Below are 25,236 nucleotides of genomic sequence, written 5' to 3' on the forward strand. Positions count from 1 at the left end.
CCGCCTACCGGCCGCGCCACGGATGGAGGAAAATTCTGTGGTCGCCCGGTGACCCCGCGTTGACTTGGTGCGGTTGGAGCCCGCAAATGAGTTTGGAGACCGGAGGCCGCCGACAGGAACTACTGATTGTTGCTTCGAGCACGTGAGTCAGACTCTCTCGTCCTGCAGGCCTCCCCGGGCGGCACCGCCGAGACAGACCGGAGAAAGGACGAGCGATGGAAGCGCTACAAGAACGGTGTGCCGCTTTGGACATCAGCAAGCGTGACGTCAAGGCATGTGTCCGGGCGCCGGACTCGCACCGGACGGGTAAAAGGCGGCAGGAAGTTCGAACCTTCGCGTCCATGACGAATGCTCTGCTGGAGTTAAAGGATTGGCTGATCAGCGAACGGGTCAGCGTGGTCACGATGGAAGCCACCGGCGACTATTGGAAACCCGCGTATTACCTGCTGGAGGACGCCGGGTTCGAGTTGATGCTGGTCAACGCCCGCGACGCCAAGGGGCTTCCGGGCCGCAAGACAGACGTCAGTGATTCAGCGTGGCTATGTCAGCTCACCGAATGCGGGCTACTGCGACCCTCGCTGGTCCCACCCGAGCCGATCCGCCGACTTCGTGATCTCACCCGGTATCGGACCACCACGGTCCGGGAACGCAACCGGGAAGCGCAACGGCTGGAGAAGGTCCTCGAAGACGCCTGCGTGAAGCTCTCCGCGGTGGCCACCGACATCCTCGGGGTGTCCGGTCGAGCGATGATGCAGGCCCTCATCGAGGGTGAACGGGATCCACAGGTCCTCGCTGATCTGGCCAAACAGAAGCTGCGGCTCAAACACGATGCGTTGGTCGAGGCGCTGACAGGCCGTTTCAACGACCACCACGCGTTCCTCTGCGCAATCATCCTGCGCCGGATCGATGAACTGGGCGCCGTCATCGACGAGGTGACCGCACGGATCGATACCGAACTCGCCCCGTTCGCTCACACGGTCGAGCATCTGGTGACCATCCCGGGGATCGACCGCAAAGGCGCCGCCGTGATCATCGCCGAGACCGGCGGTGACATGACCAGGTTCCGGACCGCCGCGCACCTGGCCTCGTGGGCAGGAGTATGCCCTGGCAGCCACGAATCCGGCGGGATCAAGAAGCCACGAGGCCGGCGAAACGGCAACAAAGCACTAGGAGCCGCCTTGGGCAACGCGGCGATGGGCGCAGCCCGGACCAAAAACACCTACCTCCGCGAACGCTGCTACCGCCTCGCTGCCAGACGAGGCAAACAACGAGCCATCGTCGCGATCGAGCATTCTCTGCTCACCGCGATCTGGCACATGCTCATGAACAACCTCGACTACCACGAACTCGGACCTGACCACTTCACCCGACGCGAGCCCGCCCAGGTCATGCGCCGCATCACCAAACAAGCCAACGCACTCGGCCTCACCGTCCGCTTCGACCCCATCCATCAGACCGCCGCAGCAACCTGAAACCACTCACCATCCATTTTCGAGTCAGTCAACGCGGGTGCTGGTGTCGATAACCTCCGGCGGATACACTGCCGATAACACGCTCAGCTGCGGCTATGCGTACGTCAACTTCACGAACCCCTGCAGTTTTTCGTTCATGTTCACGGGATGGGTCGATGTCTTCTACAACTGCTGACGCCGCAGGCGTCACACGTCGTCGGCGTTTCCTCTTGCCGATAGGAGTGGCTTCCTTGGCTGCGGTAATCGGGGCAGCGGGGTTTTTGTACTTCGGCTCGACGGCTAAAGCTCAGAGCAGCACTCCGACCACCGTTCCGACGTTGTCTGGGCTGCCAATCACCTCCGAGACCGTTACGACCGTCATGAACGAGAATCCAACCCTCTTCATCGTCGACCGCGAGCCAAGTACGTCAGTCCCGGCCGGCGTTATCTACCAAGAATCGCCCGCGCCTGGGACGCCGATCACAACCGGCACTGTAGTCACTCTGACCGTATCGTCAGGGTTCCCCGCTAACTACACGCCGCCGTCAATCCCCAGTCGACCTTAGCCTCGCTCCACCGTTTGGAACCTCCCCCATCCTTGCCCGGGAAACGTAATGGTGTCGAGACTCATCGACATCATCATCGCCGAAACCAGGGGAGACATGTCCGTGGTCCCCACCGCGGGACACCTGGCATCCTAATGGGTGCGGAATTCCACGGTGATTGGACCTCGGTACTCTCGGAGGTTCCGCCAATCGTGAGACACGAAGTCGCGCGCCCGCCGATGTTCAACGTTAAGACATCTTGGAATTGTGCGACACCATCTAGGCCGGACACGTCTCATGCGCAACTATCGTGCGTACCCGATTTTGTGTCCCACACTGCCGAGCCTAACAAAACCCGTGGATGGCAAGCTGTTTCTTTGCGTCGATTTTGTTGTGTCTTTTGTGGCTGGCAGAGACGGCTTTGATGTCATTTTCAGGAGTCGTCTGCACAAATTTCATTACTCGTCTGCACGGCCCTGCCGCGTTCGTAACGGCGTGCACCGGGGACTCTCCGCGACATAGTTCACGCCGGAGGCACGCGTCTGTTTTGATGGCCGTGTGGCAGTCTTCTTCTTTGACGGTGACCAGACGCTGTGGGATTTCCAGGCGATGATGAGGCGGGCCCTGGCAGCCACGATCGGCGAGCTCCGCAGGCTTCGGCCCGGGACCGGAGACATGAGCGTCGAGGCATTCGTCACCGACCGGGAGGTCGTCGCGGAACGGTTGCGGGGCCAAGTGACCAACCTCGAGCAGGTGCGCGTCGAGGCCTTCAGACAGAGCCTCGCCCGCCTGCGATTGGGGGACGACGATCTCGCGGCCCACCTCAACGAGTTTTACCTGCAGCGTCGCTTCGCGGATGTGATGCCCTACGACGACGTCCTGCCGGTCCTGGCAGAGCTGCGACGAAACCACCACGTCGGCCTCCTGTCCAACGGCAACTCGTACCCGAAACGCCTCGGCCTGGAAGATTGCTTCCAGGCCGCCGTCCTGTCCCAGGACCACGGCGTCGAAAAACCAGATCGCCGGATCTTCGACATCGCCTCAGACCTGTTGCCCGGGGAACCTCGAATCATGGTCGGCGACTCACTGACCAATGACGTCGCCGGAGCCCAAGCCGCAGGTTGGACCGGAGTCTGGCTCAACAGGGAAGGCGCCCCGACCCCGGAACCAGTCCCAGACCTTACGATTAGAAGCCTGCACGAACTTCTCCCCATGGCGAAGGCGTTGTGACCCCGGCATTTTGGTAGGGCATGTCTTATGGGACAGCCGACGGAATCCAACCAGGGTCGCTCCCGACGGCCAGGCCTCACGTTGCGCCGCCAGCCGGCCTATTAATTCTTCCGTCGGCCGAAGCCCCATCCAGGCGCCAATGGCCCCCCGTCTGCAAATAAGCTCCTCAGCGCCCGCAGGATCCGTCGCGACAAACTGCCCTCTGAGGTCAACTTGCTCATGGGGATAGCGTACACATCGGGACATTTTGCGGAGCTCAGGCCATGAATGGTGTCTCACTACCCGATCCGCTCCCACGCCTCTGGGGCTACCGCGTCGGGACGGCGCCTCAAGCGCCAGGACATTGTGCATTTACAGGGGTGCCGATATTCTCTGAGCCAGTCCGAAGCGTTGGACTGGGCCCTCGGCGGGCTCCGGGGAACTCCCACAGTGGCCAATCGGAGGCAGCGTGGTACCCATTCTTGGACGGCGTTAGCGCTCACCTTCCTCGCCGTCGCGATTGCGGGCGTGATCACGAGCTGCGAGTTGGATCCTTCGGCCCCCGACGTGTTCTCGACCCCCGACGCCAACAAGCGGCTGCAAACGGTGGATGCCGTGATGGCTGCCCTCCACGACGGCGATCCCGGACGCCTTGCGAGCCTCGCCGGTCCCGATCTGGCGACCATGGACGATGCGGCTCCCATGATCTCGCAGTGGACCGGGGTGAGCGACACCGGATATTCGGTGACCTACGCAGACAACAGCGTTTCGCCCCGAGTTGCCACGGCGCAGATCAAAACCTCCGACCTCATAGGGAAGCCAGTAACAGTCAGTATCCCGCTGGGGTGGCACCGGGATAAGTGGCTGCTGCTGATCGGTCATGCAAGCACTCCCACGGGCGCCTCTCGTCCTGCAGAGCCGACTACGCATGACGGAACGTCCTAATAGGGATCGGCTTACGGGCAGCGTGATGTTCGCGAAAGTCGGTTTTGATGCTTAGGCGGGCCTCCGACCTAATGCGGACATGGACCTGCGGGAGGACTGGGTTCAGCACGCTGGGAGGCATTGGAGTGGGTCTCTGGCGGGCGGGTCGAAGCATGGTTTCCAGTCGGATTGCGACAGAATCTTGCTCAGCATGTGGAGCCAGGGAGGTATCGATAACTCCCAGACCAGCCATTGTCGACTTGAATCCATCGACCGTCCCAACGAAAGCGAGCTTGTGGGTATCTTCAAGAGGAAGTCTCCGGAGGCGGAGACAGCTGACTCCGATCTGACGTTCTTCACGGTTTCAGGCGCCAATAACTTCCGAGCCATCGCGCGCGAAGTCTTCGCCGAGATGGGACTCGAAGTTCAAATCCACCCTGGTCATGCTGTCGATGACTCCGGACGGGAGTTCGGCTTCTGGAACGTGGCTGCCGCTTGTTATGAGCAGCCGCAGTCCAATTGGCGGGGCGTGATCCGCGAACATCTTCAACGCGTGCTCGCAAGCTTCGAAGCACCCGATCCCTTCGACGTCCTTGCCTCTCAAGAGGTAGCGAGGCGGACCTTCGCACGGCTTTATGACGGGACAAGCATCCCAGGGATAGACGGCTACCCACACAGGGAGCTCGCACCCGGCATCGTCGAAATGCTCGCACTGGACCTCCCAGACACCGTTGCGGTTTTCAACCATGACAATGCGAACAAGTTCGGCGGATGGGAAACCCTCCAAAGGCAGGGAATCGAAAACCTCCGCGGGTTGGAAATCGAACAACTCGAAACCCTCCCCGCACCCGGAGGGGGCACCTTCAACGCCCTCCTGGGTGAATCTGTATACACCGCGAGCCGGGCCCTGCTTCTTCCCGATTTGGCTACAGAACTCACGGGTCAGCGCGTTCAAGAGGATTTCGGGTGGCTCATGAGCGTCCCGAACCGGCACCAAGTCGTCTGGCACATCATCGAAGACGCCACCGTCGTCTCAGCGCTTAACGGAATGGCCCGCTTCAGCGCCATGGGATACGCCGATGCGCCCGGATCGGTGAGTCCACACGTCTTCTGGTGGAACGGCACAAGCTATGAACAACTTACCCATGTGCGTGAGGCCGGTGGCCTGGCGGTCCTAGTCGGCCCAGCGTTCCAAGCCGTCCTGGAATCGATAACTGCGGACAGATAGAGGCTGCATGAAGAGTCCGATATGGCACGTCCGTAAAGGGATCGGCTTACGGGCAGTCGCGATCTCGCTTTCGGGTATCGTGCTCGCATGGCACAAATCATCGTTTATGGGCATCGAGAAAGCCTTGGCCGGCGGCGGACAGCACTGAAAAACGCGATTCATGGAGCGATCATGGCCGCTCTCGAATATCCTGCGGACAAATGTTTCCAGCGCTTTATCGCTCTTGACGATGACGATTTCATCCATCCCGAAGATCGCGGCACGGACTATACGATTATCGAAATCTCCATGTTCGAGGGTCGATCAGACGATGCGAAACGCACGCTGATCACAGAGCTATTCCACCGCGTTGATGTAGAAGCGGGAATCGCGCCGCACAGTCTTGAGATCACTATCACTGAGACGCCCAAAGTGAATTGGGGCATCAGAGGAGCCAACGCAGCTGACCTCACTCTTGGGTACAAGGTTGAGGTCTGACCGGCAGCAGCAATGTGGCCCAGCAGAGGATCGCCATCCCCTTGCGGACACCGTATCTAGAGAGCCGGCTGCGCACCCCACTCATCGGCCACCCTTGTCACACGGAGCGGATCACTTGAAGCAAGTCTTCTCCTGAAGACACCATCACCACGTCCTGACCGAGACCTTCTGGCAAGTGACCTCGCTGCGAACCTTCTGTGATGCAGGGTGGGCATCCCACTGGGAGGATTACCCATCCAGCGGCCCGAGCTCCTTCAACGAGCAGGTCCCAGGGCCTGTCACCAACGATGTGATTGGCCAGCATGTTGTCATCACGAAGGTAGACGTCGATCGAACCCTCACCGTACTCTACGAGTGCAAAATTCCGCTCGGGGTTCTCACGCACGATGAATGACTGAAGGCTCTGGCGCATTATTTCCCCGCCACCTGGGGCCTCATCGCCGTCTTTGAAGCGCTGGAAGTACACATCGAAGGACACGGACACATGTTGTCACGCCGACGAGACAAGACACCGCTCAGATCGCCGGTAAACCGATCCCTTTCCGGGCACCGCGCCACTCCGTTTTGCATGGTCAGCCTCTGATTGGCCTATTAGGCGAAGACGGTCGTCGGGGCTACGAGGGTAAGCAGCAATCGGGGGAACGGGTCCTGTTTCAGGCTTCGGAGGAGTGGCGGTAGGTAACCGTGGCGAATGCGCTGCCTACCAGAGCCCCTGTGACGCCCGAGACTACCCAGGGATTCCCTGACTGAACCAGGCTGCAGAGGGCAAAGGCCATTGCGCCTGAAGTCATCAGTGCAACGACTCCCGTGACAACTGCCCGCGTCTTGCTGGACGCTTCCTCGGCCACCGCCAACATGGCAACGATTACTGCGCCGGCAACTGCCAGCCCAAGCACCGTCATAACAAGCACTTCAGCGAATAGGTCGAACAGATAATAAAGGACGAAGACAGGGTTGAAGGTGGGCAACGCGTAACTGAGAAGATGAACTAATGCCGCTGCGATACCCAGGCTCACGCCGAGGCAAACAAGCCTCGACCATAACTTTCCCCTGCACCACCAGCCGAGTTGGCCGCTACTTTTCGCCACTATACAGCACCTCACGTCGAAGATTGTTGCTTGTGTTCCCGGCTCTTGCTCATGCTTCCTGAGTATGTCAACCCAATTGAGGACCACTGAGACGGCCTGATCCAGGACCACCTACGAGCCTACTGACCAGGCCGCCGAATTCGGACCGATCAGGGATGTCCCCGCCTCGTATGGTGTGAGTCCGGAGCTATCCGTGTGGCGTTTCGCCTGAACGGTCCTCAGGCAAATCGCGGCAACCTCGTGATTCACTGACAGCATGGGGTATTCAAGCGAACGAAGCCGGCGGACGTGAGCACCCTGCCCTCGACTTACTCACGAGCGGATATGGAGCTTTGACTTGGTAACCCCTGATCTTGAGCGTCGGCTACTTGGAGGGCCCATAGCCTACGCCCTGATGCGTATGCGTCTCAGAAATACGACTATTACTTTGGCCTTCCTCGCCATCATGGGCGTCCTGAACGTTTCGGGCACCCCCCTGTTGTGGCCCATGTACACCGCTGCAGCTGCCATGCTCGTGAGCGGCTTTTCAGTCGCAGTCCTGGTCATCTACGTCGCGATAAAAACAAAAGCCGAGGAAGAAGCCGGCTACACCACCCTGCAATACGGGAACACGAGACTCGAGCAGCGCGACCCATATCTAGGCAGGGTCATCCGCGGACCAGGAGAGGACTACCTGCAACGGGCGGATTTCCTCGAGATAGTTCAGTCCGCCAAAGCCGAGGCAGAAGAATCTGCGCAGAAGAGCCGAACGTCCCGCCGCTGAGCGTTAGCCTGCGGTTTGTTGGGCGATGGTGTGGGCGAGCGTGTCTAGATGGCATGGTTGAGGTACAACGCGATCAGGAGGAATGAGGCGATGAGCACCCATACCGGTGCCAGGCCCCTGCGCGGGGCGACTTTCCTGATGACGGCTGTCCGGCCGATGACATAGACCGTGGGCAGGAAGGCCCAGATCCAATGGAAAGGCCGTACGACCCCGACGCCGCGCAGCTTCCGCCAGTCCAGGTAGCCCAGAACACCGGTGGCACCAAAGGACATCACGGCAGAGAAAAGAACCACGGTGGCCGGCGTGACCGAGCCGGCGTGGAGGATCGCCGCTACCATGCGCACGACGTCGCCGCGGGCAGCCAGGACAGGCACGGCAAGGAGCATCCAGATGTAAGGGGTGTACACGCGCACGTGGGCTCCGAGCATAGGCCGGGGAAGCCGTAGTCCGGGGATCCGTGCGGCCAGCGGACTCTGGGTGCCGGTATCGCCTTCGGCTTGCCCGGCGCCGTCTCCCCATTTGGAGGTTCCTGACCCGTAGGGATCCGCAGACCAGCCTCCCGGTGGGAGTCCTGGTTTCTGACCCGTTGGATCCATCAGTCATCCTTTCCATTCCGCACGCTCGTTCAAGCGCTACGCCCTGATCAATTCTCCGATGCCTTCCCTTCACTGGGTGCCCCCGGCACGCCAGGCCACAGGCTTTTTCGTGGCGCGGGGTCCAGACGAGGGAACCGCGGGGTCCAGACGAGGGAACAATGACACCGAACCCTTGTTGGCGACGGCCCAGAACCAGTGGGCAAGTAACCGAGGACGTTGTTCGGTCCAAAGAGCCCTCGCACCTTGCCCGTAAGCAGGCTATCGGGCACCCGCCAGCCGGCGCCGAATCCTCACGGTGTCGCCTCGCTCCGGGGCGCCGTCAGCAGGCTGTGGCGGATACGATCGATTCCGAGTGCGATTTTTGCAAGGATATCGGGGACTGTACCTACGATCGGCCCTGTTCAAGAACGTGAGAGGCGGTTCGACGTGGAAGCCATCACCAGTCTTGCGATTGACTTCGCCCTTGCGATTGACTTCGTAAACTCCTGGAATTGGACGGCGATTGCTGCTCTTGTGACTGCAGCGACCCTCGTCGTGATCGGGCTTCAGACTATTGCGACCGCGAAAGCTGCGAAGGCGGCGGAGCGCAGCGCTGACGCTGCGTATCGGGCGCTCCGGTTTAGCCAGGCGCAGCAGCGGCAGGCGATATTCATGGCCGTCGAAGCCGTGAAGGCGAGGATCGACACCGGCATGCCCGTGGTGACCGTGACCGACGCCCACGCAAAGTGTCTTCTCCCTGACGGCGCAGGGCTGGACGCGGCGGAATACTTGATGCCCATTGACGATGGCGAGCACATACTGCTCTGGTGCCGTTTGGACTTCCGGCTCCACAACGGCGGCTCGCGTGCTGCCGAGGTTGAGTTCTCCGAGCCCGTGCAGATAACCGAGAGCGGGGTCAAGTACAACGAACAACACGCAGAGGGATCCCCAACCGTACGGTTTGCACCCGTTACAGCGGATACCTTCGGAGTTAGATTTGGAGAATGAAAGAGAGGTTCGCCGATCGGGTGACGGTGCCTGATGTTGTCGGGCTGCCATTTCACGTCGGCAGAGATGTGGCAAACGATGCCGGCGTGACCCTGGCGAATCCTGATCCGGACGGGCCTCCCATCGGAGCCCTTGCTTGGCCCGGACTGTTCTACATCACATCGCAACGTCCAGCCGCCGGTACCATCGCCTATCGCTGGGACTCTGTGGCCGTTGAGATTGTCGCGCACGGAGATTCGGAATCCAACGCTTGGCTGAAGCGCCCTGGGGCTCCGCCCGCGGATTCGGCACATGCGGCGACTCCGAAGCCCGAGCAACGCGTCGATCCCACGGAGACAGAACCTCCATTTGAGTGACCTCGAGATCGCTAGGCATCGGGTTTGAATTACCTGCAAGGTCGAGCAACGTCGTCAGTCTGCTTTTCCCGCTGCGCCCGGTAAAGGATTGTCCAACGGCACTACGGAATTGCCCTAGATCTGGAAGGTCAACCGGGCATTGGCGGAAGACAGGGTCAGAGGGGAGGAAAGGTCGAGGCCTTCGCTTAAGGAGTATGCTACGTCGACGATCCCGAGAAACGGGCCTGCCGCTGTACTGCCCTGGAGCATCGGCGTGGAGGCGCCGTGAGCGTCGGAGAGCGTAAGCCGTTCGCCGAAGATTGCCGGAGAGACGGCGCTGTCGTGATGTCTTCCCGGCCTCATCTCCGTCGAACGCACACGGATAAGAACGTGCGCATCGGTCGTCTCGACTGTCTGCACCGTGAAGTGGATCCCGCTCTGACTAAGAACCTTCGGCATGCTGGCGAACATGCTCGAATCCTATGTCGGCGCCACCTGTTAGTCGATCGCGAGCTACAAAAAGTCCGGTGAGGGATCCTTCATCGGACACAACTTGAGTCCGACAGATCTGATTTGGATCATTCACCTCATATGGTGGTGCCATGACCGAGATGATCGCTTGGAACCTGGCCTTTCGTTGTGGCACTGGCCTTGGCAATGCGCCAGGACAAACTGCCGATACTTCCCTGCCAAGCCAGCCGCCCTCGGGGTGGACAGGAAGTCATGGGCCGGGCGTTCGTTGGGAACACTGGCCACGAAGCCTCAACACTGGTTTGCCCATGATGCATGTGCTGACTCTCTGGCTACCCGCGGACTTCCAAAGGCGCGGGCCCCAGTTTCCGGGGATTGCCGTATTTGCTGGTGAGGGCCAATTCGCACTGGAAGACAAATCTCCCATCCCGAGCGCTGAAGCAACCGATCCGTTCCTACGTGACCTCGCAGCCTCCGAGAACCATCCCGGCCTGCTTAGGCGCAGGGACGTGATCGACGGAGAATTTGCGATCGTTTGGCTTACGGGTGATGAGTTGGCGGCAGGTCCGACGGCACCTCGTCCCGATCTTCGTGCCGAGGGCAAGTACGTGGACGAGTCAGAAGGTACTAACGCCTGGGACAACGTCGAGCCGACCACCGACATTTGGCTCGTTCCGCGCGCCGATCCAAATGCTGGCAAGGCTCCCGTTGAACTCTGGGGAGATGATGTTGGCGCGGATGGCTACGTCAATCCCTCAACAGGGAACGGACTTGCCGACTGGGCAGAACCGCTCTTCGCCTTGAGCCACCTGGGCGGAACGGCCTTCCCTATCCAAGCAATGCCTGATGGCCTTACACCTTGGTACCTCGAACTGGAAGAGATCTCGGGCCTTAACTTCGGCGGTGGCGGGAACGCTCAATTCGATTTGGAATCCGATACTTTCGATTGGGCCTGCGGATAGCGCAATCGGGATCTGGCCATAGGATTCCTAAGCGCCTAGAGAAGGCCAAGACCGGTCAACGTCATGTCCCGCAAGCCGGTCGTCCACCGGACATCCCGGCGCCGCCGTTGGACCCTTTTCACATCCGCGTGTTTCCGCCACTGCCGGATTCCCGTATACCCTGCCCGAATTAATGCCCGGTGAAGGTGCCTTATACGCTACAGTCCCAAGCATGCTCATCGGCTACGCACACTGCTCGGCCAGCGCCCAGGACCTCACCGCCCAGCGCCATGCCCTCCACGCCCTCGGCGTCAACGCCGAGATGGTCCACGTCGACCACGGGTTCACCGGCACGAAGCGCGACCGACCCGGGCTGGACAACGCTCTCGCGGCGTGCCGCGGCGGCGACACGTTTGTCGTGACCAAACTTGACCGGCTCGCACGGTCCCTGCCGGATGCGAGGGGCGCTTGCCGTCGCGACCTGTTTCGTCATCGCTGTTTTCAAACTTCCAGTGATTATCGCGTGGGTCTTGCCGATGCTCACGCACCCGGGTAGCCACTAAAGCGACAAGGTGGGCTTTGGACTGCCAGCAGGCGTTGTGCCTGGATTGCCGGAATCGGTGAAGCCCAGGCTTCGGTAAGGAGCAGCAGCATATACGCCGAGAACTCTGACCTCATCGGTGAAGAACACCAGCTCCTCGAGCGCAAGTCGCACGGGTGTGTCGGATGGGTGCCCTTCAACGTCGGCCATGAAGGTGGTGGCAGCAAACTCGTTACCTACCATGTAGCTTTCCAGGCGCGTCATGTTCACACCGTTCGTCGCAAAACCACCCAGGGCTTTGTACAGCGCCGACGGTACGTTCCTGACCCTGAAGACGAAGCTGGTGATCACGGGACCGGGCAACTCGTCGCGGGTCTGCTGCCTTGGCTCCCTGGACAGGGCGACAAACCGGGTCGTGTTGGTGGCGTCGTCCTCGACGTTTTCTGCCAAGACATCCAGCCCGTACATCTGGGCGGCGAGCGGAGGCGCCAGCGAGACCTTGGAAGCGTCATTCCAGTCGCGGACCTCCCGTGCGGAACCTGCCGTGTCGCCGGCAACAACTGGTTTCAGCCCCATTGACCGGATCAGCTTCCTGCACTGGCCGAGGGCATGAACGTGGCTGTGCACTTCTCGCGCCTGTTCGAGGGTGCTTCCGGGTATGCCCAGCAAATGGAATCGGATCCTGAGAAAATGCTCGCCCACAATCTGCAATCCGGATTCCGGCAGGAGCACATGGATATCCGCAACCCGTCCGGCGATGGAGTTCTCAATCGGAATCATGGCGAGGTCCGCATCGCCGGATTTCACTAGTTCGAAAGCATCTTCGAAGCTGGGGCACGGTACTGGCTCCATGTCGGGGAACATCTGTAGGCAGGCGATGTTGGAGTTGGCGCCGGGCTCTCCTTGGTATGCAACTTTACGAACCATGGAGCAAATGGTGTCACACTTTGCCGAGTGGGAAGCGCCGCCCGTAAACCGGGTGGCGCGCAGGACCGTTCACGTCGATTTTGCCCATGACCGGAGAGGTGAAACGGAGGATCGAGCAGCTTTCCTGGAGCTGAGTGTGCAATGTCACGCAGCGACTTCAGGACCGACGGTGTGATCCGTTCAACCACGTCGCGGATGTGGCCTTGGGGGACCTCCTCGGTTTCGACGGCGTCTTTCGTGGCGGTGACGGCGCCGCAATTGTCGTGTCCAAGGACCACGATTAGCGGGATATGGAGTACCGAGATCGCGTACTCGAGCGAGCCGAGAACGGCGTCGTCGATCACGTGCCCGGCGGTGCGCACCACGAAGACGTCGCCCAGGCCGACGTCGAAGATGATCTCAGCGGCGAGGCGGGAATCCGCGCACCCAAAGATGACTGCGAACGGATTTTGGGTCTTCACCAGCTCGCTGCGCCGGAAGGCGTTCTGGTTCGGATGCCATCGCACACTCGGACTACCCCCTGATCCGCGAGTCGCCGGCTGACAGCGGAGGCTCAGACAGCGGCGTATCGATATAGCCGGGGCCGATCGCGTTGACGCGCAACCCCTGGGCCCCATATTCAGCCGCAGCATTCTTCGTCAGGCCCACGACGCCGTGCTTGGCCGCGGTGTAAGCGGCGTTGCCAGGAGCGGCGATGGCGCCGTGGATCGACGCCATGTTTACGATGGCACCTTCGGATTCCGAATCTCCTAGCCATAGGTAGGGGTGCTTTGGCCCACGCGTGGACGGCCGGAAAGTCTTCCTTCAGGTGCGAAACGGCGGCACCATGAAGGAGAGCAGAACCCGTCCAACGGTGGAAGGGAGAACAGCATGGTTGAGCGAAGATCCGGTCGACGTCCGAGATTCCCGGGCTGGGAAGTCGGACCGGCGGCGGTCGGACTGGGCTTGGTCGCCCACCTGGTCTCGGGTGGCGTGCCTCCCGGGGTGCCGGTGCTGATTGCACTGACGGCTCTGCTGAGTATGTGCGCTTCGCTGCTCGCACGGATCAACCTACCGACTTGGTTATTGCTCGTTCTCTGCGGCGTGGCCCAGCAAGTTCTGCATCTTGCCTTCGAACGGCTCTCAGGGACCTTCTCGGCTGCCGCGACCGCCCAACATCAGCATGCAGCGACCGGATTGCAGCCTGGGCAGCTGACCGCGACGCCATCCCTTGCCGGGCACTCACCGGATTTGATGCTGGACACCCACGTTGCCGCAGCCTTGCTGACAGCGCTGCTCATCGCCCGGGTGGACATATCGCTTACGCGGGCGTTGACCGTGCTCCGGCACTCTGGCCAGACCCCTAGGGCACATCAAGACTAGCTCGTGCCGCTGCGTCCCGAGGATACCTTGTCGGCGGGCTCGACGTGCCACCAGAGTGTCTTCGATGAACGCGTGCGCCTGGCCGTCCCAGATCACGTTGACGAAGCCGACGAGGCCCTGGTCGTCGCGTATCCCCGTCATTCATCCTGGGCAAACGATAGATCAGGAAGCAGCCCGTCGACCTCAGGACTTAGCGGTCGCCAGCTTCGACCGGACCCTCACGAGGGGTGCGTTCGGATCCTGCCGTTGGGGGATAGCGGTGAGAGCGAACTGGTCGATGACACCGGGCCGGAAGACGAGGCACTCGGTCGAGCCGCCGAACTGGAAGTACCCCAGCTCGTCTCCCTTGTTCACGTGGTGGCCCGGGACGATCTCCGGATCGATCACGCAGGACGAGACTTCGACCATGCCTACCGGGATCACCGCCATGAGACCGATGACGGGGTCGTCGGCCTGGATCAGTATGATCGCGCGGGCAGCGACATGGGCCAGATATGACTGGGAGAGGGTCGGCTCGACGGCGGCGGCCCCTTCGGAGTCTGCCTCGGAGAAGTACGTGCCGTCCTTGACGTACGCCCGCACGATCGTTCCGGCGACGGGAGCATGCCACCGGTGATAATTGAGCGCGCTCAGGAACGCCTGGTACACCGTTCCGCCCACAAAGTGATCCATTGACTCGTCCCGGGCGAGCAGGTCCTCGAGTGAGTAGGGCTGGTTCTTGACCCAGAACCGGCTCTGGCGTTGAACGTCGGAGCTTATCTTGTATGGCGTCGACTCGCAGGCGCTGACGATGACTTTGTCGTCTTCGGGGGCAGCGACGGGTCTTGAGGTAGAGGTGAGCCGGCGGGTGAAGAAATCGTTCCACGACGTGAAGCCCCAGTGCTCGGCGAGGGGATCGTGTTCATAGTCGTCCATCCCGACAACTTGCCGCGCTTTCTCCGACATCCACCCGGACGGCGAGTCGTTGAGCACATAAAGCGAGTCCTCGCTGCTCAGGAACTCGGACCAAGCGTTCAGTATTTTGCGGAACATGGCGACGATCCGGGGATCGCGGTGAGCCGCGAACCCGGCCTCGGTTCCCATGGTCCAATCGAGGATCGCTGTCAACGGCGTGGTGACCATGCCGCCTTCGCTGAACTCGGGGGCAGTCGTCAGGACCTCGTTGATGAGCCGAAGCATCTGGTCAACGCTCGTGAGATGCCGTTTGCGGTAGGGCTTCGATTTAGGAACCTGCTCGATCATCTCCGTCATGTAGAGGCGGACAACCGGATCGCTCGCGATCAGCTCCTTGAACTCGACGATCACGGGATGCAGAGCAGCGTCTTCGCCCCGCGCCTCCACCCGTTCCCGGTGACCGGCAATCCATTCCTCGAGGTCGTCCTGTCGCTCGGGCAGCCAGCCGCCCAGTCGTCGGACACGGTCGGATGAAGCGTTGATTGTCATAGTGCCGAGCCTACGCGCCTCCGACGTCGGGCCAGGCGCCGAAGCAGGGGACCTCGGCGGTTCTGGCGCTAAAGGTGGCAGAATTGTCAGATGGCTCACCTTGGATGGCCACGGCTTCGGGTCGATGATTGGACCCCGACCCGGGAGACTGTGCACATGTGGACCCAGATCGTCGGAAAAATCCGCATGGCGCACGCTCCGATGCTTAACCACTGGTGGCAGGTGACGCTTTACGTCACGCCGCGCGGGCTGACGACATCAATGATCCCGTATGCCCGCGGTGCCTACGACATCGAATTCGATTTCCTTGAACACCGGCTGCACATACGCTCCAGCAACGGAACTTCAGCATTCGTCGTTCTCGGAGCCAAGTCGGTGGCCGAATTCCACTCCGAGGTCTTCGACGCCTTGGGCCGGCTCGGTATCGAGGCGTCTATCCGCGGCATTCCGAACGAGGTGGACCCGGCCATACCCTTCGCCGAGGACCATCAGCACGCTTCCTACGACCCGGAGGCTATCGGGCTGTTTTGGCGGCAATTGGTCCAGTCGGACCGCGTCCTGAACGAATTCAGGTCACGTTTCAGGGGCAAGGCCAGTCCTGTGCACTTCTTCTGGGGAGGCATGGACCTCGCGTACTCCCGCTTCTCCGGACGGGACGCGCCCACCCACCCCGGAGGAGTCCCGAACTGCGCCGACTGGGTGATGGTGGAGGGTTACTCCCACGAGCTCAGCAGCTGCGGGTTTTGGCCCGGGGGAGGGGACGAAGGAGCCTTCTATGCCTACTGCTATCCCGAGCCTGCCGGCTACGGCGAATATGTGACCGACGCCGACGGTGCCGCTTACAACAATGACGGCAGGCTGTACCTCCTCCCGTATGAGAACGTCCGCACTGCCTCGGACCCCGACAAGATGCTGTTGCGGTTCCTGCAGTCCACCTACGAGGCGGCTGCGGAGACAGGACGTTGGGACCGGGCCGCGCTGGAGGCGGATCCGGCCCGCTGGCCGCACTCACCACGAGGGCAACATTCCTTCGGCGTGAATTAGCCGGGGCGTAAAGTAGTGGGTGGTCCAAAGGCACTCCGATACGAGGGAAAGCCACATGAATGCAAATCATGGAATCGACGTTTCGATTCCACCCAGCGGACCTGGTTGCGTCGAATGCGAGGCCAACGGAGGCTGGTGGCTGCATCTGCGGCGGTGCGCCGAGTGCGGCCATATCGGCTGTTGCGACAACTCGCCGGGGCAACACGCCACAGCCCACGCGCAGTCCAGCGGCCACCCGGTCATCCGCAGCTTCGAACCCGGCGAGGACTGGTTCTTCAACTATCCCGACTCCGCATTTTTCGCCGGTCCGGAACTTGAACCCCCGGCGCATCACCCGCTCGACCAAACTGTTCCGGGCCCAGCCTCACGTGTCCCGGCCGACTGGCAGCAGCGACTGCACTGAGAGGTGCGCAAGGCTGCAACGCACTTGCGCGATCCGCCGTCGGCATGCCAGCGTGTCGAGGGCGGTGTGTCGTTCAGACCGAAAGCTGCTCGACCATTTCCTCGGTCGTGACCAGGAACCAGTCCGGGGATCCCGGACTTCGCTGCAGATGGAAAGTACGCAATGCGGAGTCGGAGTTGAGGCGAGCCTGTACCCGCCAGTTTTCAATGGATGCGAGGTGTTCGCTGTCGGTGGCGGCCGAGTCGCTGCCATCCCGCCCGCTTCCGCGCCCGAACCAGTGCGCGGCTCCGGCGTCGGGATCCACAGCCCAGATGCCGCCGTCATATCGGACGGCCAACGGGGCGCCGTCGGGGCTGAAGCGGACGGCGATCTCTTCCAGCGTGTGAATGGCCTCGGCAGTGAGTGTCATTGATGTGTTCTTTCCCGGGTTGTACGGCGCGCCGTTGTCACGCAGCCTTCGCGAGGGTTGGCTCGGTATTGTCCTCACTCTTTTAATCGTTTGTGTCCACGGAATAGGTACGCTCGCTTCAAAAGTCTCCACCGACATTTCGCAGTCCCCATTTGATTGCCGGCCTGCGGGTCCCCGTTACGAGTACTTCCTGGGAGGCGATGAAATGGTTGCGGACATCATTGCCCAGGTGGTGGCAGCGCTGATCGAGGGGTGGTTCGATTGGCGGCCGACGCCTCGTGAGCGTCTTGCGGACCTCAGGCTTGAATCGCATGCCAAGGATATTCAGAAGGCGCTGAAGCGTGTTGAAGCCTTTCCCTGGGAGACCAGGGAGCGTGGCACTGGGCGGTAGCCGATCGGTGAGGGAACAATGCCGGGGCCCGGCTGGGAACCCGGCATTGTCCGGCTATCGCCTGGTTGCGCTACTTAGCGGGCGTGACGGTGGCTTCGTAGGTGAGGATTTCGGTGCCGTTGCCTTCGTCGCCGTTGTCGGGGGCGACCTTCATGGTGAGGTGGTTCCCGTCGGCGGTCATCTTGAACGGGTTGCGGCTGGCCACGTGCCCGGCCGTGGACCACTGCTGGAACGGAACATCGCGGATCACGTTGCGGGATTTGAGGTCAATCATCGCCATGCCGCCAAGTTCATAGGTGGCTCCGGTGCCCCCGGCCCCCGGAGTCTGCGGGAGATTGGTGATCCCTGCGCACAGCATCTTGGAGCTGGGCACGTACTGGCAGTCCTGGTAGTCGATGAAGTAGTTCGGGTTCTCCCACGTCGAGAGCTGCTTGCCTTGGAGATCCCATTCGGCGAAACGGCGCGAGCCCCAGGTATTGCCTACCAAGTGGCCCGTCTGCTTGTCCATCACGATGCCACCGAAATGGTCGTTGACCTCGAACTGCTTGTGGACGTCGAGGGTGTTCGCATCGACTCGGTAGACGATGGCGCTGCTGTTGGGCCTGTACTGGGCCACAGGGACCCAGACGTTGGTGCCGTCGAAGTCGATGCCGCCCGGGTGGTACATGTCGCCCTCGCCCAGCACAATGTCCTTTTGCAGGTTGCCGGTCTTGTCCATGACGAAAAGGTGGCCAATGCCCTTTCCAGGGGTACGGTCGAACCCGTTCTGCGGAGTCGGGAACTTCTTGGTCGGCTCGATGATCTGGACGGCTGAGAGAAAGATATGGTCCTGGCTGTAGGCGATTCCCTCGGTGTGGAAGGTGGGGAAGTTCAGCTTCAGCTTCGAGGTCTGCTGCCAGTTAGTGCTGCGGTCAACACCGTTGAAGTCGTCGGCCAGGGCCGTGTTCGTTTCATTGTGGCTGCCGGAGTCGGCGTTGTTGCCCTGTTGCTGGTCATTGTTGCCGGCGGCCTGGGCGGCAGCGGTGCCGCCGATCGCGGACGCTGCCAAGATGACGGCGGCGGTGGCCGTGAGGATGCTTCGGGTGCGGTTCTTACTCATGGTGGAGCCTCTCAAAGGGTTGGGGCCTTACAAGAGCTCTCAAAGTTACTTGGCGGTAATGAACGCCCGCTGGCGGGGTGATGAACGCTAAGTTGCGACTCTGTAGTCCCGGCTTCTGCTCCTTCATTCACAACACGGGGACGAGTTGTAATGGACGCTTGCAGGCCGAAACGGTTTCTGCGCGTTCGACCGGTTAGAACACAGGCCGCCAGGTCTCGACGGCGTCATCGCCGACTGCGACGACCTCGCGCCAGCGGTCGAACACCGAGCAGGGGTGGGAGATGCCAAGGTCCACAACGTCGCCGACCTGCAGGCCTTCGGCGTCGTCCACGATGGCGTGGTGGTCGAAGAGGCGGGTCAGCGTGGCGCTTGCGCCGGCAGGCAGGAGGGCCCCGTTACGGTAACGGGAGACGATCACCGGCAGACCGGCGTCGTACGCCAACTCGCGCTTGCCCGCGTTCAGGACCACGCGCCCGGCTTCGGGGGCGGAGATGACGAGCGCCCGTACCACGACGGCCGCGGTGAGGCCGGGGACCGGGGAGACGCCCTGGTAGGTGCCGTGATCGTGCACCACGTAGCAGCCTGAGCGGAGCACGTTGACGGAGGCGCTGTTGGGCAGGAACGCGGCCGCACGATCCTGGAACGCAGAGCCGCCGTTGCTGAAAACCGGCAGCCCCACCTCGAAAGCGGGGTGCAGCTCATCGAATATGTCGCGGGCCAGGCGGCAATGCGAATCGATCCCGGCCAGGTTTTCATTCGTCCGGGTGTTCGGTGCCACGCCCTCGTAGGCGCTGACGCCGGCCAGCAGCAGCCCGCTGGCGGCACGGATCTCCTCGGCCAGGGGCCCGGCCTCGGCCTCGCTGCGGATCCCGGTGCGGCCGCCGGGGGTTCCGACGTCGATCAGTACGTTCAGCGGCCGGGGCGAGTCCTCGAACACCTCGGCCATGCCCCGGACGCCCGCCGCCGAATCGGACAGGCAGTAGATCTCCAGCTCCGGCGAGGCCGCCAGCCAGGCACGCAGCTGCTCAAGGTGGCCGCGGAACAGCACCTCGTTCGCGATGAGGATCCGGGTGGCACCCCATTCGATGGCGTGGGCGGCCTGCGCGGTGGTCGCCACGGTCACGCCCCAGGAACCGGGCAACTGCCGGCGGACAATTTCACCCGTCATGGTGGTCTTGATGTGCGGAGCCAGCACCATGCCGTGCTCCCGTGTCCAGGCTTCTTTGATGCCGATATTGCGCTCGATGGCGGCAACGTCCAGGAGCATCTGCGGCAAGGTGTGGAGCGGGAGGGCGGCGTCAAGGTGCGGCATGCGGTGCGAGTCTTTCGGGACAGTTCGGGAAGCTGGGTACCCGGAAATCCTATCCGGGTTCAGTAACTAGAGAACCCAGGACAGATCGCGGCGAATGACAAGTAGTGGCCACTCGGGCGGTTGCCGGGCGGAGTGAGTATGGTCTTTCACGTGTCAGACCGTTCAGGCGCATCGTCGTGTGGTTGGCTGCCACGAGCCGAATTCAGGCCATAGGAGGTCACATCATGTCAGTCATCATTGCAAGCAAGATTTCCGGTGACACGAGCGTTTTCGCCAAGTCGCTCGAGGAACGCGCGGACGAGTACCGCCAGTGGGGCGAGCGCGGCCGGGCGGCGGGCGCAATCCACCATCAGTTCGCGGTCGGGGACGGGTTTGTCCTCGTGGTCGATGAATGGGAATCGACAGATGCATTCCAGAAATTCTTCGGTGATCCCGAGATCCAGGCGTTCATCGGCTCGGTCGGCGGCGATCCCAGTGTGGCCCCTGAAATCACCGTCGGGGAATCCGTCGACTCCGCGGACAAGTACTAGCTGAAGATCCGAGCCGATCCCTGGCATGTCGGTCCCCGTCAACGTACAGACTGTTAGCCCGCGCAAGCTGGCCGCCGTCCGGCGCGAGATCGCGCCGGACGAAGTCGGCTCGGCATGGGGGCCAGCGGTGGGCAAGGTCTGGGACTTCATTCGGAGTCAGCCGGGCCTGTGGACGCACGGCCACAACATCTTCGTGTACCACCACCCGAACACGCCCGACGCGCCTCTTTTGTGCGACTTCGGCGTCGAAGTCACGCGCACCTTTCAAACGGCGGGGGAGGTCTACGCAACCGAAACCCCCGCGGGCCAGGCTGCCATAGCAGTCCACCGTGGGCCTTACCACCGCATGGACGCGGCATACAAGGCGATCGAGGAGTGGATGGCGGCGAATCATAGGGAGTCTGCCGGTCACTCCTGGGAGATCTATGGAGATCCGACACCCGATCCAGCCGACACCGAAACGACGATCGTGCACCTGCTGAAGTAGGGCAACGCTTCACCGGGACCACAGTTCGTGGAGCAGCTGTTGCACTTGGTCGGGCTGCTCGTTGTGGGCAAAGTGGCCGCAGTACGGGATTGTCGCCAGCCGGGTGTGGGGGACCATTATTGCCAACCGGGCCAGGTCAGGCTCGGGCGTGAACACGTCGCTGTCGCCGCGGATCGCCAGCACCGGGCAGAGGATGCCGCGCCACGGGCTGAAATCGTAGTCCGCGGCGGCCCTGGCGGCAGCGGAGAAGCTGGCCGGCCGGGCGTCGTCGCCGAGATCGCGGAACACCGCCGGTGGAATGGCTGCGGGGTCTGCGAAGAACGGGGACATCAACGGTCGCATCAGGCGTGTGGTGGCGATGGTACGGACCAGTGCCGTCCCCGCCGGACCAAGGACCGCCATGGAGCGCATGGCCAGCAGCATGCCTGCGAATGACGGGAATCTGTAAAGGCCGGGGAGTGGCGCGCGGCACGCGTCGGACACACTGAATGTGGTGGCCGAAATGGCGGCCACGCTGGCGGTCTGTTCCGGCCATGCCGCTGCCATGTGCAAGGCCAGGAAGCCTCCCATGGAGTGGCCCACCAGGTTCCACCGCCGGTAGCCCAGCGCATTCAGCACCCCGGTGACGGCGCGTGCCATCGCCTCGATACCGAAGTGTTCCAGCCGGGCACCGCTCGTCGATTCGCCCCAGCCCGGCAAATCAATAAGGACCCGGTCACGGTCTGGTGCCCCGGAAAGCGGCATCCGGGAATGGAGTGCCTGGAAGGTGGTCCAGGATCCCGCGGCGCCGTGGAGGTAGACCTCCGGCGTGCCGGACGCGGCACACCGTCCCCGGGTACCCTGCTGGACACGCACCATGCAGGGACCCAGCTCCGTGGGAAAGACATGCCGCTTCAGCGTAACGGCGCTATGCTGCTGAACACTCTTGGTCACGTTTGCTCCTACTCGCTGAAACTGGTTCGTAGCCGCAGAGGTACCGGATGGGACTTGAATCGACGGCCGACGCCGCTATGCATATAAGCCGAAAACCTGGTGGTCAGGGGGTGAGGGGGCCTTGCAGAACGCGGACGACAAGCGCTTTGTCACCTTCGATGAGAGCTGTTTCTGCGAGGTTGGAGCGGCCCCAGAGACCCAGGTACATCCCGGCCAGCGGGGCGGTAATGGAAGCTTCGGCTACCCCTTGGCCGAGTTTCCAGCTCCGGGCTCCGGGTATGTGGAAGGTCACTGCCCCTTCCGGCTGGGGCATCCGTCCCAGGCGAAGCTGTCGCGGAGTGAACATCGTCAGGATTTCGTCGATTCCGTCGAGCATGAAATCTGCTGCGAAGGAGGGGACCGCCAACCCTGATGCTTGGCATGCGTCGATGAGGTGGACGGCGTGTTCATGTGCCTGGCGTCGAAGCCAGAATCCGGTTTTTCGCGGGGGAGGCCCAAAGTTCCAGCACGGCTTTTCGGGATCGAGCGCCGACATCGTCCCAAGAAAGGCGTCCGCGCCTTCGAGGAACCACGTTACGGCTCCGGTGGCCGGTGGTGCCGGTTCATCGATGAACTTGCCCGAAACGACTATTTCGGCTGCCCAACGTTCGATTGACCCCAGATGCCCGAAGAGCTCCTTGAGCGTCCAGCCAGGACAAGCCGGCACAGGGCGGGTCAGAATGCCCTCGGGCTGGCGTGCCAGGGCCCTTAGGCGGTCAAGGCTGCTGGCCAATTCAGTAAGATAGCGATCCGGCGACATATGGCGAGCATAATGTGCCAGCCGAATATGGTCATGGGTCCACCCATTTCATACAGACAAGCTGTAGATAGGAAGCAAGCTTACTATGCTGGGAGTATGCCGGACTTAAACGACTGGACAACTCCACGGTTGCTCTCGACTGCAGCGCGACTGGTCGAGCATGCCTGGAATGAAGAGCTTGCCGTCCTGGGCCTGACCCATGCGGGGGTCATTGCGCTGGAAGTTCTCGATGCGGAAGGGTCCATGGTGCAGGCCCGGCTTTCAGTCAAAGTCCGGGTGCAGGCGCAGACCATGGGACAGACACTTTCGAGGCTGGAAGCGCACGGGCACATTACCCGGGAACGGAGTCGCCTGGATGGGCGCTCGCAGCGGGTGGCTGTTTCCGAGTTGGGCAAAACGGCCCTTGCCCAGGCTCGGACGCTTGCCCGGAATCTAGCGCCCGGCGTCGAAAGCGGCGTGGAGGAACTGCGCGACAAGCTGGTGGCCGTTATCCGCCGGCTCGGGTCTGTCCGCTGGGGTGAAGAGATGCCGGAGACCGCGTCGACGGCGACAAACAAAGATCTGCCCGAGGGGAGCTAGACGCGGGCTACCTCTCTTCACCAGCTGCGTGGTCAGGGTGGCCGGGTACACTGGCGATGCTGCGGGGAACCTCGCAGCGGACGATCCAAACTGAGGAGTCATTTTGGCCAAATTTCTGATCACCTATCACGGCGCAGGGCATCCGGATCCGGCCGAAATGGAAGCTGCCCGGAAAGACTTCATGGCGTGGCTTGGCAATGCCGGTCCGGCGGTCACAGATCCCGGCGCACCGCTGGGCTTCGCGGGTCAAGTCGCCACAGGGGCGCCGGAGGCCGTTGCAGATATCCTCGGCTATTCCATTCTGGAAGCAGACTCGGCCGACGCCGTGAGCGCACTGCTCGCTTCCCACCCGTTCGTCACGCGCGGCGGAACGCTGCAGATCAACCAGGCCATGGCCTGACCCGCATCTCAGCGCTCACCTAGGCTTCGAAGGACCCCTTGCCGATCCGCTGTCACAAGCGGATGGCGAGGGGTCCTTCGCGTTCCATCGGGACCGAGGCCGCATCAGATGGCCCGGCAGAAGTCATTTGCTTGTCCGCCGGAATTGCAGCGAGCGTCGCCTCACCACCGTTGCAAGCACCACGAGCACGACGACGGCGCCCAGGCCGAGTCGCGCGGCCAACGGGCCGTAGGGTTCGGCGCCGCTGAAATACATCAGGGCCAGCACGGGAGCGATGGCGGTGAACTCGTAGCGACGGCTCAGCACGACGAACGGCAGAAGTAGCAGTGCGTACCAGGGGTAGCTGGGCGAAACGATCAGCAGCATTCCTCCGACCATCAAGACCTGTCCGTCCCAGGGCCGGGCGACGTCGGTGGTCCGCCACACGTAAATGGCGAGAGCAAGCAGCAACACGAGTGCGGCCGGCCCCGCCCAACCGGCAGGGAGCACCAGCTTCAACAAGGTGAAGCGCGGGCTGTCCTGTCCGTCGTACCCTTCCGAACGAAGGTATTCGGGCAGATAGCCCAGGACAGCCCAACCGCTGGCGAGGACGTACGGTACGTACGCGACGGCAAACGTGGCCACGGCCGCGGAGACGAAGCGGACCGGCCGCCGGTACAGCAGGGCCGGGGCGCTGATGACCGGAATGAGTTTCGTGGCGACCGCCGCGCCAAAGGCCACTCCGGAACCCAGTGTGCGGCCGCCCACCAGCAACAGAGCTGCCGCCAAGGCCAAAGCGGTGCCCAGCGCATCCACGTGCGCACCGTTGACGGCCTCAAAGGCCACCAGCGGAGACCAAGCCCACCACGCGGCTTGGTGTGCGGGCCTTCCGGTGCGGCGCAGGAACGCCAGCAACGCCACCGTTATGGCGAGGCTGAGCAGCAGCCCGGCCGCCTGGAAGGCAATGAACCCCACCTCGGAAGCAGGGATGAGCCGCACTGCCAGAAAATACAACTCTGCGACCGCGGGATAGACGGTGGGCACGGCAGGCCTGTTGATGGCCGTGCACAGGGTGCTGCCGCCGGGAGTGTTGGTGGTGGTCTCGGTACCCGTGGGGAAGGGATTGCTATGGCATGTTCCATCCGGTCCGGCGTCCTGGAACAGCCAGGCCGGCCGCAGCGGCCGCAGCGCCTCGTCCGCCGGAACGTGGGCATAGGGAGAGATTCCGGCTTTCTGGACGATGCCGTCCCACGCATACCGTGCGGAATCGTTGCTGGTGGCCGGCGGTGCGGCGATGGCCGCGGCTCCCACCAGCAGGGAGCCCAGGAGGACGACGGCGGCCGCGTGGCGCGCCGGGATGCGCCGCGCCACCAGTGCTGCCGGGACGAAGACGGTCCAGGCAGCCAGCGTGCCAAATGGGGACACCCACTCCGCGGACGGATCGTTAGTGACCGTCCACCAGACGACGACGGCGAGCAAAGCCACCAGGGCCAGCGCCGCCAACGCAGCCGAAGTCCCAGACGCCCGCCGGGGTGTTGATTCGCTCACCCTTTGATCCTGCATCACTTGCACGCACCCAGGCC

Annotated in this window: 31 protein-coding genes and 2 pseudogenes; 19 read left to right on the forward strand and 14 right to left on the reverse strand. The window is 62.3% G+C overall.

Annotated features, from left to right (window positions below; genetic code table 11):
* Positions 1-215 precede the first annotated feature (215 nt).
* The 6 genes from AC4CS3_RS10620 to AC4CS3_RS10645 all read left to right on the forward strand — a co-directional run bounded on the left by AC4CS3_RS10620 (position 216) and on the right by AC4CS3_RS10645 (position 5,834).
* On the forward strand, positions 216-1,472 hold the full coding sequence (locus AC4CS3_RS10620) for an IS110 family RNA-guided transposase (protein WP_490783430.1): 1,257 nt from the start codon (positions 216-218) through the stop codon (positions 1,470-1,472).
* 359 nt (positions 1,473-1,831) lie between these two features.
* Positions 1,832-2,017 (forward strand): PASTA domain-containing protein, encoded by a 186-nt coding sequence (locus tag AC4CS3_RS10625; RefSeq protein ID WP_490783544.1) that lies wholly within the window; start codon positions 1,832-1,834, stop codon positions 2,015-2,017.
* Between the two features lie 537 nt (positions 2,018-2,554).
* Entirely contained in the window at positions 2,555-3,226 is a 672-nt protein-coding gene (locus tag AC4CS3_RS10630; protein ID WP_490783431.1) for an HAD family hydrolase, read from the forward strand.
* 429 nt (positions 3,227-3,655) lie between these two features.
* Positions 3,656-4,150, forward strand: coding sequence for a hypothetical protein (locus tag AC4CS3_RS10635; protein ID WP_490783432.1), 495 nt, complete (start codon positions 3,656-3,658; stop codon positions 4,148-4,150).
* Positions 4,151-4,340: 190 nt separating this feature from the next.
* Complete coding sequence (locus AC4CS3_RS10640; protein ID WP_490783433.1) at positions 4,341-5,357, forward strand: hypothetical protein; 1,017 nt, start codon at positions 4,341-4,343, stop codon at positions 5,355-5,357.
* Between the two features lie 87 nt (positions 5,358-5,444).
* Positions 5,445-5,834: a tautomerase family protein gene (locus AC4CS3_RS10645; protein WP_490783434.1), complete on the forward strand. Its 390-nt coding sequence runs from the start codon at positions 5,445-5,447 to the stop codon at positions 5,832-5,834.
* A gap of 97 nt (positions 5,835-5,931) precedes the next feature.
* On the opposite strand, the gene AC4CS3_RS10650 is transcribed toward AC4CS3_RS10645, so the two are convergent.
* Positions 5,932-6,312, reverse strand: a complete 381-nt coding sequence (locus AC4CS3_RS10650; RefSeq protein ID WP_490783435.1) for a hypothetical protein — start codon at positions 6,310-6,312, stop codon at positions 5,932-5,934.
* A 175-nt stretch (positions 6,313-6,487) separates the two neighbouring features.
* Complete coding sequence (locus AC4CS3_RS10655) at positions 6,488-7,033, reverse strand: hypothetical protein (RefSeq protein ID WP_490783436.1); 546 nt, start codon at positions 7,031-7,033, stop codon at positions 6,488-6,490.
* Between the two features lie 283 nt (positions 7,034-7,316).
* On the opposite strand from AC4CS3_RS10655, the gene AC4CS3_RS10660 reads away from it, so the two are divergent.
* A complete protein-coding gene (locus AC4CS3_RS10660) occupies positions 7,317-7,685 on the forward strand; it encodes a hypothetical protein (RefSeq protein WP_490783437.1) in 369 nt (122 codons plus the stop codon).
* A gap of 44 nt (positions 7,686-7,729) precedes the next feature.
* On the opposite strand, the gene AC4CS3_RS10665 is transcribed toward AC4CS3_RS10660, so the two are convergent.
* Entirely contained in the window at positions 7,730-8,281 is a 552-nt protein-coding gene (locus AC4CS3_RS10665) for a hypothetical protein (RefSeq protein ID WP_490783438.1), read from the reverse strand.
* A gap of 426 nt (positions 8,282-8,707) precedes the next feature.
* Here AC4CS3_RS10665 and AC4CS3_RS10670 point away from each other — a divergent pair, with 426 nt between their 5' ends.
* Both AC4CS3_RS10670 and AC4CS3_RS10675 read left to right on the forward strand, forming a co-directional pair.
* The gene (locus AC4CS3_RS10670) at positions 8,708-9,268 is read left to right on the forward strand and encodes a hypothetical protein (protein WP_490783439.1); all 561 of its coding nucleotides are present in this window, start codon (positions 8,708-8,710) and stop codon (positions 9,266-9,268) included.
* Positions 9,265-9,624: a PASTA domain-containing protein gene (locus tag AC4CS3_RS10675; protein ID WP_490783440.1), complete on the forward strand. Its 360-nt coding sequence runs from the start codon at positions 9,265-9,267 to the stop codon at positions 9,622-9,624. Before AC4CS3_RS10670 ends, AC4CS3_RS10675 begins: the two co-directional genes overlap by 4 nt.
* Positions 9,625-9,738: 114 nt before the next feature.
* Here AC4CS3_RS10675 and AC4CS3_RS10680 read toward each other — a convergent pair whose 3' ends face one another.
* The gene (locus AC4CS3_RS10680) at positions 9,739-10,074 is read right to left on the reverse strand and encodes a hypothetical protein (RefSeq protein ID WP_490783441.1); all 336 of its coding nucleotides are present in this window, start codon (positions 10,072-10,074) and stop codon (positions 9,739-9,741) included.
* A gap of 509 nt (positions 10,075-10,583) precedes the next feature.
* Between AC4CS3_RS10680 and AC4CS3_RS10685 the strand changes: the two genes are divergently transcribed.
* Together AC4CS3_RS10685 and AC4CS3_RS10690 are read left to right on the forward strand one after the other, a co-directional pair.
* Positions 10,584-11,036 (forward strand): hypothetical protein, encoded by a 453-nt coding sequence (locus tag AC4CS3_RS10685; RefSeq protein ID WP_490783442.1) that lies wholly within the window; start codon positions 10,584-10,586, stop codon positions 11,034-11,036.
* A 172-nt stretch (positions 11,037-11,208) separates the two neighbouring features.
* Positions 11,209-11,478 (forward strand): annotated as a pseudogene (locus tag AC4CS3_RS10690) (recombinase family protein); the annotation flags it as partial.
* A gap of 96 nt (positions 11,479-11,574) precedes the next feature.
* Here AC4CS3_RS10690 and AC4CS3_RS10695 read toward each other — a convergent pair.
* The 3 genes and pseudogenes from AC4CS3_RS10695 to AC4CS3_RS10705 all read right to left on the reverse strand — a co-directional run.
* The gene (locus AC4CS3_RS10695; protein WP_490783545.1) at positions 11,575-12,435 is read right to left on the reverse strand and encodes a prephenate dehydratase; all 861 of its coding nucleotides are present in this window, start codon (positions 12,433-12,435) and stop codon (positions 11,575-11,577) included.
* Positions 12,363-12,989 (reverse strand): carbonic anhydrase, encoded by a 627-nt coding sequence (locus AC4CS3_RS10700; protein WP_490783443.1) that lies wholly within the window; start codon positions 12,987-12,989, stop codon positions 12,363-12,365. Before AC4CS3_RS10700 ends, AC4CS3_RS10695 begins: the two co-directional genes overlap by 73 nt.
* A 52-nt stretch (positions 12,990-13,041) precedes the next feature.
* Positions 13,042-13,221: pseudogene (locus AC4CS3_RS10705) on the reverse strand (SDR family oxidoreductase); the annotation flags it as partial.
* 132 nt (positions 13,222-13,353) lie between these two features.
* Here AC4CS3_RS10705 and AC4CS3_RS10710 point away from each other — a divergent pair.
* Entirely contained in the window at positions 13,354-13,845 is a 492-nt protein-coding gene (locus AC4CS3_RS10710) for a hypothetical protein (RefSeq protein ID WP_490783444.1), read from the forward strand.
* Positions 13,846-14,028: 183 nt separating this feature from the next.
* On the opposite strand, the gene AC4CS3_RS10715 is transcribed toward AC4CS3_RS10710, so the two are convergent.
* Positions 14,029-15,288, reverse strand: coding sequence for a phosphatidylserine decarboxylase family protein (locus tag AC4CS3_RS10715; protein WP_490783445.1), 1,260 nt, complete (start codon positions 15,286-15,288; stop codon positions 14,029-14,031).
* Between the two features lie 90 nt (positions 15,289-15,378).
* On the opposite strand from AC4CS3_RS10715, the gene AC4CS3_RS10720 reads away from it, so the two are divergent.
* A complete protein-coding gene (locus AC4CS3_RS10720) occupies positions 15,379-16,332 on the forward strand; it encodes a DUF5996 family protein (RefSeq protein ID WP_490783446.1) in 954 nt (317 codons plus the stop codon).
* A gap of 55 nt (positions 16,333-16,387) precedes the next feature.
* The gene (locus AC4CS3_RS10725; RefSeq protein WP_441414499.1) at positions 16,388-16,735 is read left to right on the forward strand and encodes a UBP-type zinc finger domain-containing protein; all 348 of its coding nucleotides are present in this window, start codon (positions 16,388-16,390) and stop codon (positions 16,733-16,735) included.
* A gap of 73 nt (positions 16,736-16,808) precedes the next feature.
* Here AC4CS3_RS10725 and AC4CS3_RS10730 read toward each other — a convergent pair whose 3' ends face one another.
* Entirely contained in the window at positions 16,809-17,144 is a 336-nt protein-coding gene (locus tag AC4CS3_RS10730; protein WP_490783447.1) for a hypothetical protein, read from the reverse strand.
* On the opposite strand from AC4CS3_RS10730, the gene AC4CS3_RS10735 reads away from it, so the two are divergent.
* Positions 17,134-17,535 carry a hypothetical protein gene (locus AC4CS3_RS10735; RefSeq protein WP_490783448.1) on the forward strand — a complete coding sequence of 134 codons (402 nt, stop codon included), beginning with the start codon at positions 17,134-17,136 and terminating at the stop codon, positions 17,533-17,535. The two genes, AC4CS3_RS10730 and AC4CS3_RS10735, sit on opposite strands and share 11 nt — an antisense overlap.
* Positions 17,536-17,605: 70 nt before the next feature.
* Here AC4CS3_RS10735 and AC4CS3_RS10740 read toward each other — a convergent pair whose 3' ends face one another.
* Together AC4CS3_RS10740 and AC4CS3_RS10745 are read right to left on the reverse strand one after the other, a co-directional pair.
* Positions 17,606-18,634 (reverse strand): DUF6454 family protein, encoded by a 1,029-nt coding sequence (locus AC4CS3_RS10740; protein ID WP_490783449.1) that lies wholly within the window; start codon positions 18,632-18,634, stop codon positions 17,606-17,608.
* A gap of 193 nt (positions 18,635-18,827) precedes the next feature.
* Positions 18,828-19,946 carry an alanine racemase gene (locus AC4CS3_RS10745; protein ID WP_490783450.1) on the reverse strand — a complete coding sequence of 373 codons (1,119 nt, stop codon included), beginning with the start codon at positions 19,944-19,946 and terminating at the stop codon, positions 18,828-18,830.
* Between the two features lie 224 nt (positions 19,947-20,170).
* Between AC4CS3_RS10745 and AC4CS3_RS10750 the strand changes: the two genes are divergently transcribed.
* Complete coding sequence (locus tag AC4CS3_RS10750) at positions 20,171-20,476, forward strand: hypothetical protein (protein WP_490783451.1); 306 nt, start codon at positions 20,171-20,173, stop codon at positions 20,474-20,476.
* A 25-nt stretch (positions 20,477-20,501) separates the two neighbouring features.
* Positions 20,502-20,963 (forward strand): GyrI-like domain-containing protein, encoded by a 462-nt coding sequence (locus AC4CS3_RS10755; RefSeq protein WP_490783452.1) that lies wholly within the window; start codon positions 20,502-20,504, stop codon positions 20,961-20,963.
* 9 nt (positions 20,964-20,972) lie between these two features.
* On the opposite strand, the gene AC4CS3_RS10760 is transcribed toward AC4CS3_RS10755, so the two are convergent.
* Together AC4CS3_RS10760 and AC4CS3_RS10765 are read right to left on the reverse strand one after the other, a co-directional pair.
* A complete protein-coding gene (locus tag AC4CS3_RS10760) occupies positions 20,973-21,896 on the reverse strand; it encodes an alpha/beta fold hydrolase (protein WP_490783453.1) in 924 nt (307 codons plus the stop codon).
* A 103-nt stretch (positions 21,897-21,999) separates the two neighbouring features.
* On the reverse strand, positions 22,000-22,668 hold the full coding sequence (locus AC4CS3_RS10765) for a maleylpyruvate isomerase family mycothiol-dependent enzyme (protein ID WP_490783454.1): 669 nt from the start codon (positions 22,666-22,668) through the stop codon (positions 22,000-22,002).
* A gap of 123 nt (positions 22,669-22,791) precedes the next feature.
* Between AC4CS3_RS10765 and AC4CS3_RS10770 the strand changes: the two genes are divergently transcribed.
* On the forward strand, positions 22,792-23,274 hold the full coding sequence (locus tag AC4CS3_RS10770) for a MarR family winged helix-turn-helix transcriptional regulator (protein ID WP_490783455.1): 483 nt from the start codon (positions 22,792-22,794) through the stop codon (positions 23,272-23,274).
* 103 nt (positions 23,275-23,377) lie between these two features.
* Positions 23,378-23,674: a hypothetical protein gene (locus AC4CS3_RS10775; protein WP_490783456.1), complete on the forward strand. Its 297-nt coding sequence runs from the start codon at positions 23,378-23,380 to the stop codon at positions 23,672-23,674.
* Positions 23,675-23,797: 123 nt separating this feature from the next.
* Here the strand turns inward: AC4CS3_RS10775 and AC4CS3_RS10780 are convergent, their stop codons facing one another.
* Entirely contained in the window at positions 23,798-25,201 is a 1,404-nt protein-coding gene (locus AC4CS3_RS10780; protein ID WP_490783457.1) for a glycosyltransferase family 87 protein, read from the reverse strand.
* Positions 25,202-25,236 lie beyond the last annotated feature (35 nt).

It is taken from the genome of Arthrobacter sp. SE2, assembly GCF_058244265.1.